At 68.5% G+C, this 16,709-nt stretch carries 15 protein-coding genes; 3 read left to right on the top strand and 12 right to left on the bottom strand.

The annotated features are described in order from the left end of the window. Positions 1-339: 339 nt before the first annotated feature. From QO011_RS14520 to hutC, 3 genes are all read left to right on the top strand, one after another. On the top strand, positions 340-1,302 hold the full coding sequence (locus tag QO011_RS14520) for a cucumopine synthase-related protein (RefSeq protein ID WP_307273093.1): 963 nt from the start codon (positions 340-342) through the stop codon (positions 1,300-1,302). A gap of 281 nt (positions 1,303-1,583) precedes the next feature. Then, entirely contained in the window at positions 1,584-3,119 is a 1,536-nt protein-coding gene (gene hutH, locus QO011_RS14515) for a histidine ammonia-lyase (RefSeq protein ID WP_307273173.1), read from the top strand. Between the two features lie 213 nt (positions 3,120-3,332). Next, positions 3,333-4,055 (top strand): histidine utilization transcriptional repressor HutC, encoded by a 723-nt coding sequence (gene hutC, locus QO011_RS14510; protein WP_307273091.1) that lies wholly within the window; start codon positions 3,333-3,335, stop codon positions 4,053-4,055. Between the two features lie 13 nt (positions 4,056-4,068). On the opposite strand, the gene QO011_RS14505 is transcribed toward hutC, so the two are convergent. The 12 genes from QO011_RS14505 to QO011_RS14450 form a co-directional block, all read right to left on the bottom strand. Next, positions 4,069-5,142: an SDR family oxidoreductase gene (locus QO011_RS14505; protein ID WP_307273089.1), complete on the bottom strand. Its 1,074-nt coding sequence runs from the start codon at positions 5,140-5,142 to the stop codon at positions 4,069-4,071. Positions 5,143-5,152: 10 nt separating this feature from the next. Next, positions 5,153-6,097, bottom strand: a complete 945-nt coding sequence (locus QO011_RS14500) for an NAD(P)-dependent oxidoreductase (RefSeq protein WP_307273087.1) — start codon at positions 6,095-6,097, stop codon at positions 5,153-5,155. After that, positions 6,067-7,050, bottom strand: a complete 984-nt coding sequence (locus QO011_RS14495; RefSeq protein ID WP_307273085.1) for a zinc-dependent alcohol dehydrogenase — start codon at positions 7,048-7,050, stop codon at positions 6,067-6,069. Before QO011_RS14495 ends, QO011_RS14500 begins: the two co-directional genes overlap by 31 nt. Positions 7,051-7,067: 17 nt before the next feature. After that, complete coding sequence (locus tag QO011_RS14490) at positions 7,068-8,066, bottom strand: Gfo/Idh/MocA family protein (protein WP_307273083.1); 999 nt, start codon at positions 8,064-8,066, stop codon at positions 7,068-7,070. Between the two features lie 17 nt (positions 8,067-8,083). Then, positions 8,084-8,857, bottom strand: a complete 774-nt coding sequence (locus tag QO011_RS14485) for an SDR family NAD(P)-dependent oxidoreductase (protein ID WP_307273080.1) — start codon at positions 8,855-8,857, stop codon at positions 8,084-8,086. 10 nt (positions 8,858-8,867) lie between these two features. Continuing rightward, positions 8,868-9,635: an SDR family NAD(P)-dependent oxidoreductase gene (locus QO011_RS14480; RefSeq protein ID WP_307273077.1), complete on the bottom strand. Its 768-nt coding sequence runs from the start codon at positions 9,633-9,635 to the stop codon at positions 8,868-8,870. Between the two features lie 35 nt (positions 9,636-9,670). Continuing rightward, complete coding sequence (locus tag QO011_RS14475) at positions 9,671-10,459, bottom strand: glucose 1-dehydrogenase (RefSeq protein WP_307273074.1); 789 nt, start codon at positions 10,457-10,459, stop codon at positions 9,671-9,673. 38 nt (positions 10,460-10,497) lie between these two features. Further along, positions 10,498-11,472, bottom strand: coding sequence for an ABC transporter permease (locus QO011_RS14470; protein WP_307273072.1), 975 nt, complete (start codon positions 11,470-11,472; stop codon positions 10,498-10,500). Beyond that, positions 11,469-12,449 (bottom strand): ABC transporter permease, encoded by a 981-nt coding sequence (locus QO011_RS14465; RefSeq protein ID WP_307273069.1) that lies wholly within the window; start codon positions 12,447-12,449, stop codon positions 11,469-11,471. Before QO011_RS14465 ends, QO011_RS14470 begins: the two co-directional genes overlap by 4 nt. 12 nt (positions 12,450-12,461) lie before the next feature. Then, positions 12,462-13,952, bottom strand: a complete 1,491-nt coding sequence (locus QO011_RS14460) for a sugar ABC transporter ATP-binding protein (RefSeq protein WP_307273067.1) — start codon at positions 13,950-13,952, stop codon at positions 12,462-12,464. A 98-nt stretch (positions 13,953-14,050) separates the two neighbouring features. Beyond that, entirely contained in the window at positions 14,051-15,187 is a 1,137-nt protein-coding gene (locus tag QO011_RS14455) for an ABC transporter substrate-binding protein (RefSeq protein WP_307273064.1), read from the bottom strand. A 219-nt stretch (positions 15,188-15,406) separates the two neighbouring features. Beyond that, positions 15,407-16,651 (bottom strand): metal-dependent hydrolase family protein, encoded by a 1,245-nt coding sequence (locus QO011_RS14450; protein ID WP_307273060.1) that lies wholly within the window; start codon positions 16,649-16,651, stop codon positions 15,407-15,409. Between the last annotated feature and the right edge of the window lie 58 nt (positions 16,652-16,709).

Below are 16,709 nucleotides of genomic sequence, written 5' to 3'. Positions count from 1 at the left end.
TTTTGTATATACTTAATCAGAGGTAACGCAGACATTTTTGGCGCCCAACGCACCCCTTCGAAGCTCCCATGGAGGCAGGGAGCAAGTCGGTCGATCGCGCAGCCGAGGATGTCAAAAGTGCCCGACTAGATAGACAAAACCTTGATATTGAAGGATATATTTCCACGAGCGTCACATCTCACATCATCCGGACGGAGAGACTGTCCAGCCCGACGGCCCTTGGCGCCGGCCGATTCGACCGTCGGACAAATCGGCTTGCGTCGATCGGGCTTTGTTTTATGTATAGACCTTTATGGGGTTATTGCATGCCAACCCCGCACGCAGGAAAGGAACCGACGGATGGGCCGACTTGTTGACATCAAATGGCCGGAGCTCGGCATGGCGGTGGTCGCCGAGCTCGCCGATGAGCTGAACCCGGAACTCTGCGAGGAGTTCTGGCAGGATCTGCCGTTCAAGGTGATGCAGGCCCATCCGGTGGTCTCCGGCGAGTCCCTCTATGCCTGGGCCCCGACGATCAGCACGGCGCCGGTGCGCCAGACGATCCGTCTTTCGGATTGCCGGCCAGGCGACCTGCGCTATTCGCAGAAGACCGGCAACAAGTTCTCCATCAACTACGGCCGGAGCACCGAGACCCTGGCCCAGCCGGTTCTCGGCAAGGTTCTGCCGGACTACCTGCATCTCCTGCCCGTCGTCGGCAAGGCGATCTGGAACAACCTGTTCTTCGCCAAGGAGCACATCTTCGTCGAGGTGAGCCCGCACGATCCGGCGCAGGCTTTCACCGGCAAGAGCCGCTTTGCCGGCCTCGAGGGCGTGGCCGCGGAATTCTACGCCGAAGCCAAGCGCATCCAGACGGTGGAGCCGGAGGACCTGCGCCGCATCCGGCTCGGCGAGATCGGCGAGACCGGCAATTACGGCCAGTACTTCACGGCCTGGGACTTCGCCAACGGCATGCTGCGCGACCACATCATGTACACCGCGTTCAACTGGGTGAAATATGTCGACATGCTCTCGCACAAAGACCTGATCGCGGTCGTCGACACCGAGGACGAGCCCTATTCGGAATATCTCGGCTTCTCCGGCCTGACGACGCTGCGCGACTTCTCGCTGAAGCTGCGCGCCGCGATCCGGGACACCGAGGACAAGGAGGAACTGCGCGCCCTGCTCCGGACCTTCGTCATGTACGGCAATCGCCTGTGCGCCTGGTCCTATCACTATTTCCCCTGGCATATCGGCGTGTTCTTCGGCCGCAGCGTCAGGGGCCAGGAGCTCCCCGGCCGCTTCAACCTGACGAATCCGGCCTGAGCGGAGGCCCGATCGGAGATCAGCGATCAGCACCCGGCGCCAGAGCAAAGCGCGTTTGTGCGTAAACGCGTTTTGCTCTCACTCATTGTTTCGACGCGTCTTTGCGATTCTTGCCGATTCCGGCAAATCGCAAAACGCTCCAGGCGGCCCGCGATCCCGGGCCGCCCTGCCCCACGGCCGCCGGCGGCGCTTTACACGTCCCCGCAATTTGCTATTGTATATACAAATCAACGCGCGGCCGTCGGCCTTCCCGCTGCGGCGCTCCCGTAGAGGCTCGACCCATGGCCAACGTGCTCGTTCCCGGTGATGTCTCGCTCGACACGCTCCAGGCGGTCTATGAAACCGGGATCGTCCCGCGTCTCGATCCCGCCTGCTTGCCGCGCGTGCGGGCATCGTCCGAGCGGATATCGGACATTCTCGGGGGCAGCGAGGCCCACTACGGCATCAACACCGGCTTCGGCAAGCTCGCCAGCGTGCGGATCCCCACGGAAGATGTGGACAGGCTGCAGCGCAACCTCATCCTCTCCCATTGCTGCGGCGTCGGCGCGCCGCTGCCGGACGCGGTCGTGCGCCTGATCATGACGCTGAAGCTGATCTCGCTCGGGCGCGGAGCATCCGGCGTGCGGCCCGAGGTCGTGCAGGCGCTCGCCGCCATGCTCGAAAGCGGCGTCCTGCCGATCATCCCGGAAAAGGGATCCGTGGGCGCATCCGGCGACCTGGCGCCGCTGGCGCACATGACCGCGGCCCTGATCGGGGAAGGCATGGTCAGGGTCGACGGCGATCTCGTCCCGGCGCGCCAGGGCCTGGCGAAGGCAGGCCTGTCGCCGATCGCCCTGAAGGCCAAGGAGGGGCTGGCCATGATCAACGGCACCCAGACCTCCACCGCCTTGGCCCTGGCGGGCCTTTTCAGGGCGCACCGGGCGCTGGTGTCGTCGTTGATCTCGGGTGCGCTCTCGACCGACGCCGCGATGGGCTCGACCTCGCCCTTCCATCCCGAGATCCACGGCCTGCGCGGACATCGCGGCCAGATCGACGCCGCGTCCGCCCTGAGCCTGCTGATGCAGGGATCCGAGATCCGCGCCAGCCACCAACTGGGCGACGAGCGGGTGCAGGACCCCTATTGCCTGCGCTGCCAGCCGCAGGTGGTCGGCGCCTGCCTCGACCTCCTGCGCCAGACGGCCCAGACCCTCAAGATGGAAGCCAACGCGGCCACCGACAACCCGCTGGTGCTCTCCGATGGCACGATCGTGTCCGGCGGAAACTTCCACGCCGAGCCCGTCGCCTTTGCCGCGGACCAGATCGCGATCGCGGTCTGCGAGATCGGCTCCATCGCGCAGCGGCGCATCGCGCTGCTGGTCGATCCGGTCCTGAGCTACGGCCTGCCCGCCTTCCTCACGCCGAGGCCCGGCCTGAATTCCGGGTTCATGATCGCCGAGGTCACTTCCGCGGCCCTGATGTCCGAGAACAAGCAGATGTCGCATCCGGCTTCGGTCGATTCGACGCCCACCTCCGCCAACCAGGAGGACCACGTGTCCATGGCATGCCACGGCGCGCGGCGGCTGCTGGCGATGACCGAGAACCTGTTCTCGATCATCGGCATCGAAACCTTGACCGCGGCCCAGGGCATCGACCTCAGGCGACCGCTCGCCTCGAGCCCGGAGCTGAACGCAGTCCGCAAAATCGTGCGCAGCGTCGTGCCGGAGCTGGCGGACGATCGCTACATGGCCGAGGACCTGCGCCTGGCTGCCGACCTGGTTTCAACCGGGCACCTGGCGCGGGCCGTGAGCGCCGGCATTCTTCCCGTCCTGGACAGCTGACGGTCGGCGTCCCGCCCGGGCGGAGCGCTCCTCACTGCGCCGCCGGGCCGGACATGATCGGACCGCCGATGGATCACTTCATCGGCACCTGTTCGGGAATGAGGGCCTGACTGGTATGATTGTGCCTGACGAGGGGTCCGGTCCGTGAGCGAGAACGAAGTTTCAGCGAGGGCGCCCCTGTCCGAGGACGATACCCAGCCGGCCAGGCAATCCATGCCTCTCTACGCGGAAATCCAGCGCGGCATCGAGACCAAGATCGCGACCGGCGAATGGGGGCCGGGAACGCGCATCCCCTCGGAGCTCGAGCTGGTCGAGATCTACAAATGCTCGCGGATGACGGTCAACAAGGCCCTGTCGAGCCTGGCGGCGGCCGGCATGATCACGCGCAAGCGCAAGCTGGGCTCCTACGTGGCGCCGCCGCGCCTGGAAGAGCCCCTGATGCACATCCAGGACATCCGCGCCGAGATCCTGGCGATCGACCGGACCTACAGCTTCGAGATCAGCAATCGCAGCATCCGCAAGGTGACGGAGGCGACCGACGCCCGGCATGTCCGCGTGCCCATCGGCACCCGGCTCTTGTTCATGGAGGTGATGCACTATGCCGACAGCCTGCCCTTCACCATGGAGACCCGCCAGATCAACCTCGACGTGGTGCCGCAGGCCGAGCGCCTCCAGTTCAAGGACGAGCCGCCGGGAAGCTGGCTGCTGAAGAACGTGTCCTTCAGCGAAGGCGAGCACTCGATCCGGGCGATCTCCGCCGATGCCATGATGGCCAAGAAGCTGCAGGTGGTGGAGCGCACCGCCTGCATTTCCATCGCCCGGCGCACCTGGCTCAACGGTGACCTCATCACCTTCGTGCGGCTGATCTATCCCGGCGACCGCCACCGCTTCGTCGTGCGCTTCACGCCGTCCGCGCCGGTGCACGGACCGCCCTGAACGCGGCGACCGGTCAGCCGCGCGGCGGAATGATCCGCTCGGCGCGCAGGCGCTGGAACAGGTCGGTGAAGGAGCGCTCGGTGATCTGAAGATCCATGAAGCCGAGCGCGCGGCTCCTGGTCATGTCGGTGAAGGTTTCGAGCTCGCGGCCGAGATCGGCGTCGGTGTGCCACCAGGAGGCCAGCGTCCCGAGCGGATGGGGCGCGAGCCCGTGCTTGGCGACGATGCGGTCCCAGGTGCCCTCCTGGCCGGCCATCTGCTGCTCCAGCGGCGTGGGGTGGCCGGGATAGGGCGCGACCTCGACGCCGAGATCGGCCGCCAGGGCGGCCCAGAGCCGCCGCCAGCGAAACACGTCGCCATTGGTGATGTTGAAGGCCTGGTCGCGGGCCGCCGGCGTCGTCGCGGCCCAGACGAGCTGCTTCGCCAGGATGCGGGCGTCGGTGACGTCGGTCACCGCCTCGTATTGCTGCGGCGTGCCGGGGAACAGGAAGGGGCGGCCGATCTCCCTGCAGATCGCCGCATAGACCGCGAGCGTGACGCCCATGTTCATGGCGTTGCCGATCGCCCAGCCGATCATGGTGTGGGGGCGGTGCACCGACCAGCCGAAGCCGTGCCGGGCGGCTTCGGCGAAGAGGATGTCCTCCTGCACGTAGTAGAAGTTCTGGTAGGGCAGCCGTGGCTGGTCCTCGCGGAACGGCGTGTCGGGCTTGACCTTGCCGTAGGATTCGAACGGCCCGAGATAGTGCTTCAGGCCGGTCACCAGCGCGACGTGGTCGAGCCTGGAATGGGCCGTCACCCCGTCGAGCAGGGTCTGCAGCATGGCGCCGTTGACGCGGCAATTGGCATCCTCGCTCTCCTGCCGGGCCCAGGTGCAGAAGAAGACATGGCTGATGTCGAGGCCGGCGAGCGCCGCGCGGGTGCCGGCGGCATCGCGCAGGTCGGCTGCAACGGGGTTGACGCCGGGCAGATCCTCCGGCGGGCGCCGCGCCAGCCCGTGGACGGTCCAACCCTCCGCGACCAGGAGATCCGCCGCATTGGCGCCGGAGATGCCCGTGACGCCGACCACGAGTGCGTTCTTGCGGGTCATGTCCTCATCCTCATTCGGCCGGTTGCGGGCTGCGGCGGGCGGCGTCCGTCTCGCACAGGACGAAGAAGTCGCGCTGGCCGTCGCCGTCGACATAGGCCTGCTCATAGAGCTGGCGCACCAGAGCCGCCATCGTCATCGGTACGTGATCGGTACGCGCCGTGTCCATGATCAGATCGAAATCCTTGATCATCTGCTCGACGGTGAAGGCCGGCGCGTAATTGCCGCTCACCACCATGTCGCGCTTGTAGCCGATGAGGGGCGAGGCGACGGCGCTCTGGCCGATCACGTCGAGCATGTCGTCGAGCGACAGATCGCCCTTGCGGCCAAGGGCCAGGGCCTCGGCCAGCAGCGACGACGTGGCGCCGACCAGCGAATTGACCACGAGCTTGAGGTAGCGGGCTTGCTCGGCCTCGCCGAGATAGAAGCGTTTGGCCGAGAAGGCGGCGAGCAGCGGCTCGACCCGGTCGTAGACCGCGCGAGGCCCAGAGGCCATGACCGAGAGCGTGCCGGCGGCCGCCAGCGCCGTGCTGCCCGACACGGGCGCGCGGAGATAGCCGATGTTCCGCCGCGCCAAGGCCTCCGCCGCGGCCTTGGAGGCGGCCGGAGAGACCGTGCTCATCTCGACCAGGACAGCGCCGGGCGCCATGAGGCTCGCCAGCCCGGGCTCGCCGCAAACCAGACCCGTCAGGATCCGGTCGTTGGGAATCATCGAGAAGATCACCACCGCCTCGCGGGCCAGCGCCGCCATGTCGGCCGCCGCCTCGGCGCCCGCCTGGACCGCACCTCGCCGGTTCTCCGCGTCCGGTTCGAGCACGATGACGCGGCAGCCGGCGCCGATGAGCCGCTTGCTCATCGGGCCGCCCATCTTGCCGGCGCCGATCCAGCCGACGGTTTCAGTCGCCATGGTCCTGTCCTTGCCTGATATCACGCGTTGAACAGCGTGACCTTGATGCATTTGTCGGATTGTTTGCCGAGCTCGAAGGCTTTCACGCTCTCGCCGAGCGGGAAGTCGTGGGTCTGGATCGGCGACAGGTCGAGGCCGGTGCGCTCGAGGAAGCGGATCGCGGCCGGCCAGACGCCGGGCGAGCCGATGGAGCCGCGCACCGTGAGGTTGCGCATCTGGATGTTGCCGAGATGCGCCCCGATGGTCCGGCCGATATTGATGCCGACCATGGCGATGCGGCCGTCCTCGCGGGCGAGGTCGAAGACGCTGGCGAGCGAAGCGTCATGGCCGGATGCCTCGACCACGAGATCCGCACCGGTTCCGCCGGTCAATTCCTTGACCCGCTCGACCGCGTCCTCGGCCACGGGATCGATCACCGCCTCGGCGCCGAGCCTCAGCGCGGTGTCACGGCGATGGGCCAGCGGATCGATGACGATGGTGCGCGCCCGCATGCCGATGGCGGTCGCGGCCGAGACCAGCCCGATCGTGCCGCCGCCCGAGATCACCACGGTCTCGCTGGCATTGGTGCCGCCAAGCCGGTTCACGGCATAGAAGCCGCAGGTGAAGGGCTCGATCAGCGCCGCCTGCTTGTCGCTGATGCCGTCCGGCAGCTTGTGCAGCCATTCGGGCTTGGCCGTCAGGTATTCCCGGTCGGCGCCGTCGAGGGAGAAGCCGAAATGATGGATGCGGTCGGGCAGCTTGACCACGCATTCGCCAACCACCCGGTCGCCCGGCCTGACGGTCTTGACGTTGCGCCCGACCTCGACGACCTCGCCGCACCACTCATGCCCAGGCGTCACGGGATAGGAGATCGGGATGATGTAGCGGCCGGCCAGCAGCTCATAGTCGGAATGGCAGATGCCGACCGCCTTCATCTTCAGGAGCACGCCGTTCTCGTCGATGTCAGGCACCGGGACGTCCCTGACGACGGGCTGATCGGGCTTTTCGAACACCAGGGCTTTCATGGGACTGGCTCCTTGGTTCACGCGACCGGTTCGGTCTGCTTTGATTTCGAGGCGGTGACGATCGCCTCGAGCAGGGCGATGTTGTTCACGAGCTGCTCGCCCGTGATGGGATAGGGCGCCTCGCCGGCAACGGCGCGGCCGAAGGCTTCCAGGTTCCACAGCACGGGCTCGGCCTTGCCGACCTCCTCGACCGTGATCGGCCGGCCCTTCAGCCCCTTGGTGACGACCCAGCCGTCGGGCGCCTCGACATGGGCCCTGTCGCGGATCTCGACCCAGCCTTGCGCACCATACACCGCGAAGCGGGAGATGAAGGGATAGCTCAGCGATGCCGAGACATAGGCCGTGCCGCCGCCGTGGAACTGCACGAAGGCGCTGATCGTGTCGCCGGAGGGCAGGTCTGAAACCAGCCGCTCGCAATCCACCGTCACGGCCCTGGCGGGGCCGAGAATGCGGGTGGCGAGGTCGGTCAGGTGGATGCCGGTCGCGGTCATGCCGCCGGCCGGCGCGTGGGCCGGATCGAGCCGCCAATTGTCGGGACTGAGGCTCAGGAACTTGTCATGGCTGAAATTGGCCTCGATCTGCAGGATCCGGCCGAGCCGGCCGGCATCGATGTCGGCGAGCAGCGCCGCCATCGGCGGCTCGAAGCGGCGCTCGTGGCCCATGCCGAGCACGAGGCCGGCCTCGCGGCAGAGGCCGACCAGGCTCTCGGCGCCCGCCCTGGTCAGGGCCAGCGGCTTTTCGCAGAACACGTGCTTGCCCGCCGCTGCCGCCATGCGGATCTGCTCGTCGTGCAGGGCATGGGGCGTCGCCAGCACGACGGCCGCGACGTCGGGGTCGTGGAGCGCCTCCTCGAGGCTGGCCGACAGGGGCAGATCGCGTTCCCCGGCAAAGGGCCGGGCCGCATTGGTGTTGGGCTCGACCACGCGGGCGATCCTCACCACGTCGCTGTGGCCCTGCACCACATCGACCATCTTGCGGCCCCACCAGCCGAGGCCGACCATTGCCAGATTGATCATCATCACGTCCTTCGCATTCAAGCCGCGCTGTAGCCGGCATCGACCATCACGAGCTGGCCGGTGATGCCGCTGGCCGCGTCGCTGAGGAGAAAGGCGATCGAAGCCGCGATCTCCTCGCGGCGCAGCAGGCGCCTCATCGGGATATCGTCGAGCCAGCGCCGCATGACCTCCGGCCGGGTCCGGCCGACTTCGGCGAGCATCTCGGTGTCGGTGTAGCCGGGACCGACCGCGTTGACGCGCACGCCCATGGGCGCCCATTCGCAGCCGAGCACCCGGCACAGATGCGCGACGCCGGCCTTGGCCACGTCGTAGCCGACATGGCGTTCGGGCCGGACATATTTCACACCCGCGATCGACGAAAGCGCCACCACCGCGCCGGAGCGCTGCGCCACCATGTGCCGGCCGGCGCGGCGCACGGCATGGAAGACGCCGGTGAGGTTGATGTTCAGCGCCTGCTGCCAGTTCTCGTCGCTGTGGCTCAGGCCGTCCTCCTCGTAGGACCAGCCCGCATTGGCGACGAGCGCGTCGATCCGGCCATGGCGGGCGACAACGCCGTCGATGGCCGCGTCGACGGCGGCGCGATCGGTGACGTCGAGCACGACGGCATCGGTCCTGGCGCCCTCGCGGGCCAGCGCTGCGGCGGTCTCGTGCACGAGGTCGAGCCGGTCGGCGAGGACCACGGTCGCGCCGAGCTCGCCCAGCGTCTGCGCGATGCATTGCCCGATGCCGCGCGCCGCCCCCGTGACCAGCGCGACGCGGTTGTCGAGGCGGAACAGCTGTGCTGCGGTCATGACACGCTCCTCACTGCGCGGTGTATCCGCCGTCGCACACCAGGCTGGCGCCGGTGACGAAGCGGGCCTCGTCGGACGCGAGGAACAGCACGCAATTGGCGACGTCGATGGGCTCGCCGAGGGTGAGCGGGTGCTTCTGCTTCATCATGTCGAGATAGACGTCGAGGCCGCCCGGATATGTCTCGCCTGCCTTCAGGAACAGCGGCGTCTTGGTCGAGCCGGGATGGACGGCGTTCACGCGGATGCCGTGGCGCGCGTAGCACATGGCGTCGGTCTTGGTCATCATCAGCACCGCGCCCTTGGCGGCGTGGTAGGGCGGCAGGTCGTCATTGCCGATCAGGCCGTAGATCGAGGAGAAGTTGACGATGGCGCCGCGCCCGGCCTGCATCATCGTCGGCACCACGTGCTTGGTGCACAGGAACGGCCCGCGCACGTTGATGGCGAAGACCAGGTCCCATTCCGCCACCGCAACCTCATGGGCGAACTTGTTGACGCCGGGGATAGCGGCATTGTTGACCAGGATGTCGATGGTGCCCCAGCGCGCCAGCACGGCGGCGACGGCGGCCTCGACATCGGCCTCCCGCGACACGTCCGCCTTCACGAACAGCGCGTCGAAGCCCCGGCCTTTCAGGGCGGCCGCGGTGGCCTCCCCAGCCTCGGCGTTGAAGTCGAAGATCGCGACCTTCGCGCCTTCCTCGGCGAAGCGATGGCAGGTCGCCTCCCCGATCCCCGTGCCACCACCCGTGACGATCGAAACCTTATCCCTAAGACGTGCCATCCCGGCCCCTCCCCTCTTCGTTGTCGCGCCTGCGCTCAAGTCAGGACCATGCCGCCATCGATCATGATGGTCTGGCCGGTGACGTAGTCCGACGCCTTCGACGCCAGGAACGCGGTGGTCCCGACGATGTCAGCCGGCAGCGAGGGGCGGCCGATGAGGATCGAGGCGGAGAACTCGTTGATGGCCTGGCCCGCCTCCTTGGTCAGGCCGAGGTCCATGAACTCGCTGTCGAGCTGCTGCCAGAGCTCCGTCTTCACCACGCCGGGAGCAAAGCAGTTCACCGTGATCCTGTGCTCGGCCAGCGCCCGGGCCGCGGCCTGCGTCAGCGCCACGACCGCGAACTTGCTGGCGCAATAGGCGGCAAACAGGGGATAGCCCTGCTTGCCGGCGATCGAGGCGGTGTTGACGATCTTGCCGCCGCCGCCCTGGGCGATCATCTGGCGGGCGGCCTCCTGGGTGCCGATCATCACGCCGAGGCCGTTCACCCGCATGATGCGCTCGAAATCCGCCTCGGTCGTGTCCATGAAGTTCAGCGTCTTGCTGATGCCGGCATTGTTGAACATCACGTCGAGCCGCCCGAACGCTTCGGCGACGCCGGCGACGAGCCCGCGGACGCTCTCCCGCTGCGCGACGTCGACCTCGAAGGCCTTCGCCTCGCCGCTCTGCCGGCGGATATGGGCCGCCACGGCTTCGGCAGTGGCACGATCGAGGTCGGCGACGGCGACCCGGGCACCCTTGGCCGCGAGGTCGGCCGCGATGGCGGCGCCGATGCCGCGCCCCGCGCCGGTGACGATGATCGACCTGCCGTCGAGATCGCTGCTCATGCCGATACTCCTTGAATGCTCGGATTGCCGATGTCGCCTCAGGCGCTCTGCCGGGCGTAGAAAGCCGTCGCGACGATGATCACCAGCCCCTGGATGATGATCTGGAACTGCACGGGCAGCCCGAAGAGCAGCACGGCATTGAAGACGGCGACCAGGATGGCGGCGCCGGCGAGCGCGCCCGGCAGCGTGCCGCGGCCGCCGGACAGCGCGACCCCGCCGATGACGGCCGCCACGATCGAGTTGAGCTCGAAGCCCTTGCCCACCCAGTTGTCGACCACACCGACGAAGCCCGACAGGATCAGGCCGGCCAGGGCGGCGAGCATCCCTGAGATGACGTAGCAGATGATCGTCACCCGATCCGCGTCGATGCCGACGAGCCGCGCCGTCACCGGGCTGCCGCCGGTGATGTAGACCTTGCGGCCGAAGGCGGTCCTGTGCAGCAGGACCAGGAAGATCGCGGCGACGACGGCGAGGACGAAGAGGCCGTAGGGGATGCCGCCGATCGTCCCGGCGCCGAGGGTGCGGAAGATCGGCGGCACCGAGCCCGACGGGGCGCCGTGCGTCCAGGCGAAGCGCACGCCCTGCAGCACGATCATGGTGGCGAGGGTGGCCAGGAACGGCGAGACCTGCCGCTTGGTGACGAGCAGGCCGTTGAGGAGGCCGGTCGCCAGCCCGATCGCCAGGCCGACGAGCAGCACCGGCAGGGCGTCGGCGTCGCGGCCGGAGAAGCTGGTGGCCGCGACCGCCGCGGTGGCCATGATCGAGGCGACCGACAGGTCGAGGCCGCGCACCAGGATCACGAAGGTCTGGCCGATGACGACGATGGCGAGCGGCGCCCATTGCGCCATGAGGTTGCCGAGGTTCTCCGGCGACAGGAAGCTCGGCGCCAGCGCGCCGCACACCACGAACAGCGCGACCAGGAAGAGGTAGATGCCGTGGCGCGCGAGGAAACGGGCCAGGGTTTCGCTTCGTGGCCTGGGCGCCGACACTTTGCTGGGGATGGCGGCGGTCATGCCAGGCTCCGGCGCTTTTCGACATAGACCGACACGGCGAGGATGATGATCAGCCCCTGGACCATCAGCTGCACGTAGGTGGAGACGTCGAGGAAGTTCAGAAGGTTGTTGAGCAGCGACACCAGGTAGGCGCCGAAGAGCGTGCCCATGACCCCGCCCCGGCCGCCGCTCAGCATGGTGCCGCCGACCACGACGGGCGTGATCGAGGCGAGCGTGTAGTTGGCGCCGGCATAGGGCTGGCCCGAGCCGAAGCGGGCCACGAGATAGATGGCGGTCACCGCGGCGAAGAAACCGGAGAAGGCATAGACGAACAGGATGACCTGGGTCCTGGGCAGGCCGATCAGCTTGGCGGCGTCGGCATCGTCGCCGACGGCATAGATGTAGCGGCCGAAGCGCGTCGAGCGCAGGAAGAACGCGACGGCGATGTAGAGCGCCAGCGTGACGGTGGCCGCCGCCGGCAGCGGCCCGAAGGTGCCGTAGGCGATGGAGTCGAACCCGTCCGGCACGGAGCCGACCGGCCCCTGCGCATAGAGCAGCGTGACGCCCTGCAGGATGGCGCCCATGCCGAGCGTGACGATCAGCGGGTGGATGCGCAGCAGCACCACGCCGAGCCCGTTGACCAGGCCGATGGCCGCGCCGAGCGCCAGCATCCCGGCGATGACGGGATAGAGATAGGTGGCATCGCCGTCGAGCAGCCCGGCTGTGAGGCAGATGATCAGGCTGATCAGCGAGCCGATGGCGAGGTCGATGCCGCCGGTCAGGATGGCGAGGGTCTGGCCGAGGCTGACCAGCGCCAGGCCGGTGGACTGCTCGAGCACGTTGGCGACATTGCCGAAGGTGCGGAACCGGTCGCTGACGACCGCGCCGATCAGCAGCATCACGACGAGCAGGGCGAGCACGATCAGCAGCCCGGCATTGCTGGCCGCGCGGCGGCGCCACCGCAGAGACCCGCCCGGGGAAGGCATGACATCGCTCATGGCCGGGTCACCTCACGCCGCCTTGCGATGGGTCGCGAGCATGACGATCGCGGCCTCGTCGATCTCGTCGCGCTCGAGCACGCCGCTGATCTCGCCCTCGCGCATGACGACGACGCGGTCCGACATGCCGACGATCTCCGGCAGCTCCGAGGAGATCATCAGGATCGCCAGCCCGCGGTCGGCCAGGGCCTGCATGATGCGGTAGATCTCCATCTTGGCGCCGACGTCGACGCCACGGGTCGGCTCGTCGAGGATCAGCACCCGGCGGGCGGTGCGCGCCCAGCGCGCCACGATCACCTTCTGCTGGTTGCCGCCCGACATCAGCGCCACCGGCTGCGACGGGCCGCGGCAGGCGATCTGGTAGGCGCGGATCGCCTCCTCGGCGATGCCGGTCTCGCGGGCGCGGTCGAGCAGGCCCCGGCTCGACAGCTGGTCGAGGGTGGAGGCCGAGACGTTGGCGGCCACGTCGAGCAGCATGGCGAGGCCCTGGCTCTTGCGGTCCTCGGTGACCAGGCCGATGCCGAGCCTTATGGCGCGGGCCGGCGTCAGGCTGGCGAAGCTCTCGCCGTCGAGCAGGACCGTGCCCCCGCCCATCGGCAGGGCGCCGAAGAGCGCCAGCGCCAGCTCGGTGCGCCCGGAGCCGACCATGCCCGCCAGGCCCGTGATCGTGCCGGCCTTCAGCTCCAGGCCGGCCCCGCGCACGCGGCCCGGCACGGTGATGCCGCGGGCGGTGAGGACGACCGGCGCATCCGCCCGCGCCGTCCGCCGCGGCGGGAAGAGCTCGCGCATGTCGCGGCCGACCATCAGGGAGACGAGCCCGTCTCGGTCGAGCTCGGCCACGGTCCGGGTCGCCACATGGCGGCCGTCCTTCAGCACGGAGACGCGGTCGCAATGGGCGAAGATCTCCTCCAGGCGATGCGAGACGTAGATGATGGCGACGCCGCTGGCCTTGAGGGCGTGCAGCCGCTCGAACAGGAGGTCGACCTCGCGGCCGGAGATGACGGCGGTGGGCTCGTCGAGGATCAGCAGCTTGACGTCGTGCACGAGGGCGCGGGCGATCTCGACCATCTGCTGGTCGGCGACCGAGAGCTCCGCCACCAGCGCATCGGGATCGATGGCGACGCCGAGCCGCTTGAGGATGTCGGCCGCCTCGCGCCGCGTGCGGCGATGGTCGACCAGGCCGAGCCGATTGCGCCGCTCATGGCCGAGAAAGATGTTCTCGGCCGCCGACAGATGCGGGAAGAGATTGAACTCCTGGTAGATGACGTGGATGCCGGCAGCCGCCGCCTCGCGCGGCGAGGCCCAGGCGACGGGCCGGCCCTCCAGCGCGAGCGCGCCGGCGGTCGGCGCGAACACGCCGGCGATGACCCGGATCAGCGTCGACTTGCCGGCGCCGTTCTCCCCCGCCAGGGCGTGAATCTCGCCGGCCTTCACCTCGAGGCTGACACCCTGCAGCGCCGTCACGCCCGGAAAGGCCTTGGTGATGTCGGTCAGGGTCAGCATGGCGGCGAGGCTCGATGGGGAGAGCGGCGGCGGGGCGTGGCAGCCCCGCGACGCCGGAGTTGCCCGGTCGGCGGGAGGGACCGACCGGACCGTGGACACTACTGGTTGTAGTCGGCCTTGTAGGTCTTCGGGTCGTAGCCCGGCCCCATGCCGCCGGTGATGAGCATGTCCGGCGGCCCGTCGGGGACGACCATCTGGTCGATATAGAGATCGGGATGCGGCAGGGACGGGGTCTCGTCGCCGCGGCTGAGGCCGATCTGGGCGTTGATCTGCGTCGTGCAGGCGACCTTGGTGCCGGCCAGGACCTTGAGCGCCGTCTCGATCGCCAGGCCGTACATGGCCGGGGGATAGCCGACCTCGAGCACCGGCACCTTGTACTTGATCGCCATCTGCAGCGCGCCGTTGACGTCGGCCGTGGTGTGGGGCGGGATCTCGCCGGCCTTGTAGCCGGCCTCGACGAAGGCCTCGATCGAGCCCGGCGTCTGCAGCCCGTGGGTCGACAGCACCGCGTCGATCTTCTTGCCGTATTTGGCGATGACGGCCTGCATCACCTGCTTGCCCTTCACCGGGCTCCAATCGGAGTAGACGGTGTCGAGGATCTTGATGTCGGGGTACTGGTCGAGCACCTGCATGGCGGCGCGCACCCGCGCCTCGTTGGGGCTCGATCCGGCCTGGCCGCCGAGGATGATGACGTTGCCCTTGCCGTGCAGCTTCTCGACGAGCCACTGCGCCCAGAGCCGCCCTTCGAGCTGGTCGCTGGCGGTGACGAAGGTGACGAAATTGTCGGAGGACGTGCGCCGGTCGACCATCACGACCGGGATGCCCTGCTTCATCACCCGCGACACCGCCGGATCGAGCGCCTTCTCGGTGTTGGCGGAGACGATCAGCAGGTCGACGCCGCGCGAGACGAGATCCTGGATGTCGGCGATCTGCTTGGCGTCGTCGTGGCCGGCATCGGTGATCAGCAGGTGCTGGATCTTGTCCTTGTGCTCGCCCGCCGCCTTCTTCATGGAATCGAGCGCGACCACCCGCCAGCTGTCGCCGAGCCCGGCATTGGCGAAGCCGATCGTATAGGGACCGTCCTTCTTGTACTTCGACGTGTCCTTGAAGCAGACTTCGGCCGAAGGATTGAAAAGAAAGGTTCGGGGCGCGCCCTTATATTCCTCGGCGAGGGATGGGGCGTACAGGCCGCACAGCATCGTTGCGCCGGCAAGGGCGCCGAGAAGTCTTTTCATGATGGTTCCTCTGACCAATCTGGCAGGGGAAGCCGACGGCGGGCTGAAATCTTGCCGCTGGCGTCTCCTCTTCGCAGCTTCTTGCGAGCCGCTGGCCACGCGAACCTACTGGAGGTCCGGTCCGGAACAACGCCAAAATTGTTCAGAATGAATATCCGGCCCGCCCGGATACCGGCTTCCTCGACAGCCGCCGAGCCCCCGGCCGCAAGGCGCCGCCGCTCAGGCCGGCGCCTGCGAGCGCACGACGCGACCTTGCTTCATGACGAGGCGTGGCGCGCGCAGCGTCCCGATATCCGTGAGCGGGTTGCCGGCCACCGCGACGATGTCGGCGGCCTTGCCGGGCTCGAGGCTGCCGGTGTCGGCGGCGATGCCGACCGCCTCGGCCGCGACGATGGTGCCGGCCCGCAGGGCCTCGTGCGGGCTCATGCCCCAGTCGACGGCGAGGCGGAACTCGCTCGCCGCCTCGTGCAGCGGATGGGTCGGGCCGCCGATCAGGTCGGTGCCGAGCGCGTAGCGCACGCCGGCGGCGAGGCCGCGCTCGAAATCGCGCCGCATGACGGCCCAGTGGCGTTCATAGACCTCGCGTTCCCACTGGGGATAGCCATGGGCCTCGTAGGCGGCCCGGTGGAAATGCAGCTGCGAGATGGTGGAGACGACGATCCTGCCCTCGGCCGCCAGGCGCGCCCGCGTCGCCTCCGAGATGCCGTAGCCGTGCTCGATGGTGTCGACGCCGCCGTCCAGCGCCAGCGTCACCGCCTCCTCGCCGATGGCGTGGGCGCTGACCGGCAGACGGTTGCGGCGGGCCTCCTCGACCGCGGCGACGACCTCGGCCGGGCCATAGGCCGCGACCTGGCGCAGGGGATCGTCGCCCCAGGCGTGGTAGCGGTCGGCGACGCCGCCCTTGGAGAGGCCGAGCTTGATCACGTCGACGCCCTGGCGCACGCGCTGGCGCACGGCCTGCACGAGGCCGTCGATCCCGTCGGCCACCTCGCCGCTCAGCCGCGCGGCCGACAGGGAAACGGACGGGCCGTCCCAGGTGCCGCCGGTGGAGGAGATGAAGCCGCCGGCGACCTTGAGGCGCGGCCCCTCGGCGAGGCCGTCGTCGATGGCGCGCCGGACGTCCGGCCCGACGCTCGAGCCGAGGCAGCGGGCCGCGGTGAACCCGGCCTGGAGCAGGCGGCCGAGCTCGGCCAGGGCACGGGCGGCGCGATAGGGCTCGCGCTCGGTGGCGATGAGGTGGAGCCGCGTGCTGTCGACGCCGAACGTGTGCAGATGGGCGTCGATCATGCCCGGCATCAGCGTGGCGTTGCCGAGGTCGAGCGCCTCGCATCCCTCCGGCCGCGGCACGGCGGCGTCCTCGCCGACCGCGACGATGCGGCCGGCCTCGACCAGGACCGCGCCCTCCGGGATCGCCTCCAGCGCCGGCCCCGCCAGGACCAGCCCCGCCTTCAGCCTCGACGCCATCGCGACCCCCCAAATTAGTCCAATATTGGACCAATTATTTCAAAATATTGTGCGGATT

The sequence above is a fragment of the Labrys wisconsinensis genome (genome assembly GCF_030814995.1).
Taxonomy (GTDB): domain Bacteria; phylum Pseudomonadota; class Alphaproteobacteria; order Rhizobiales; family Labraceae; genus Labrys; species Labrys wisconsinensis.
Note: the sequence above shows the minus strand (reverse complement) of the source record. Positions and strands in the feature narration are given on the sequence as shown.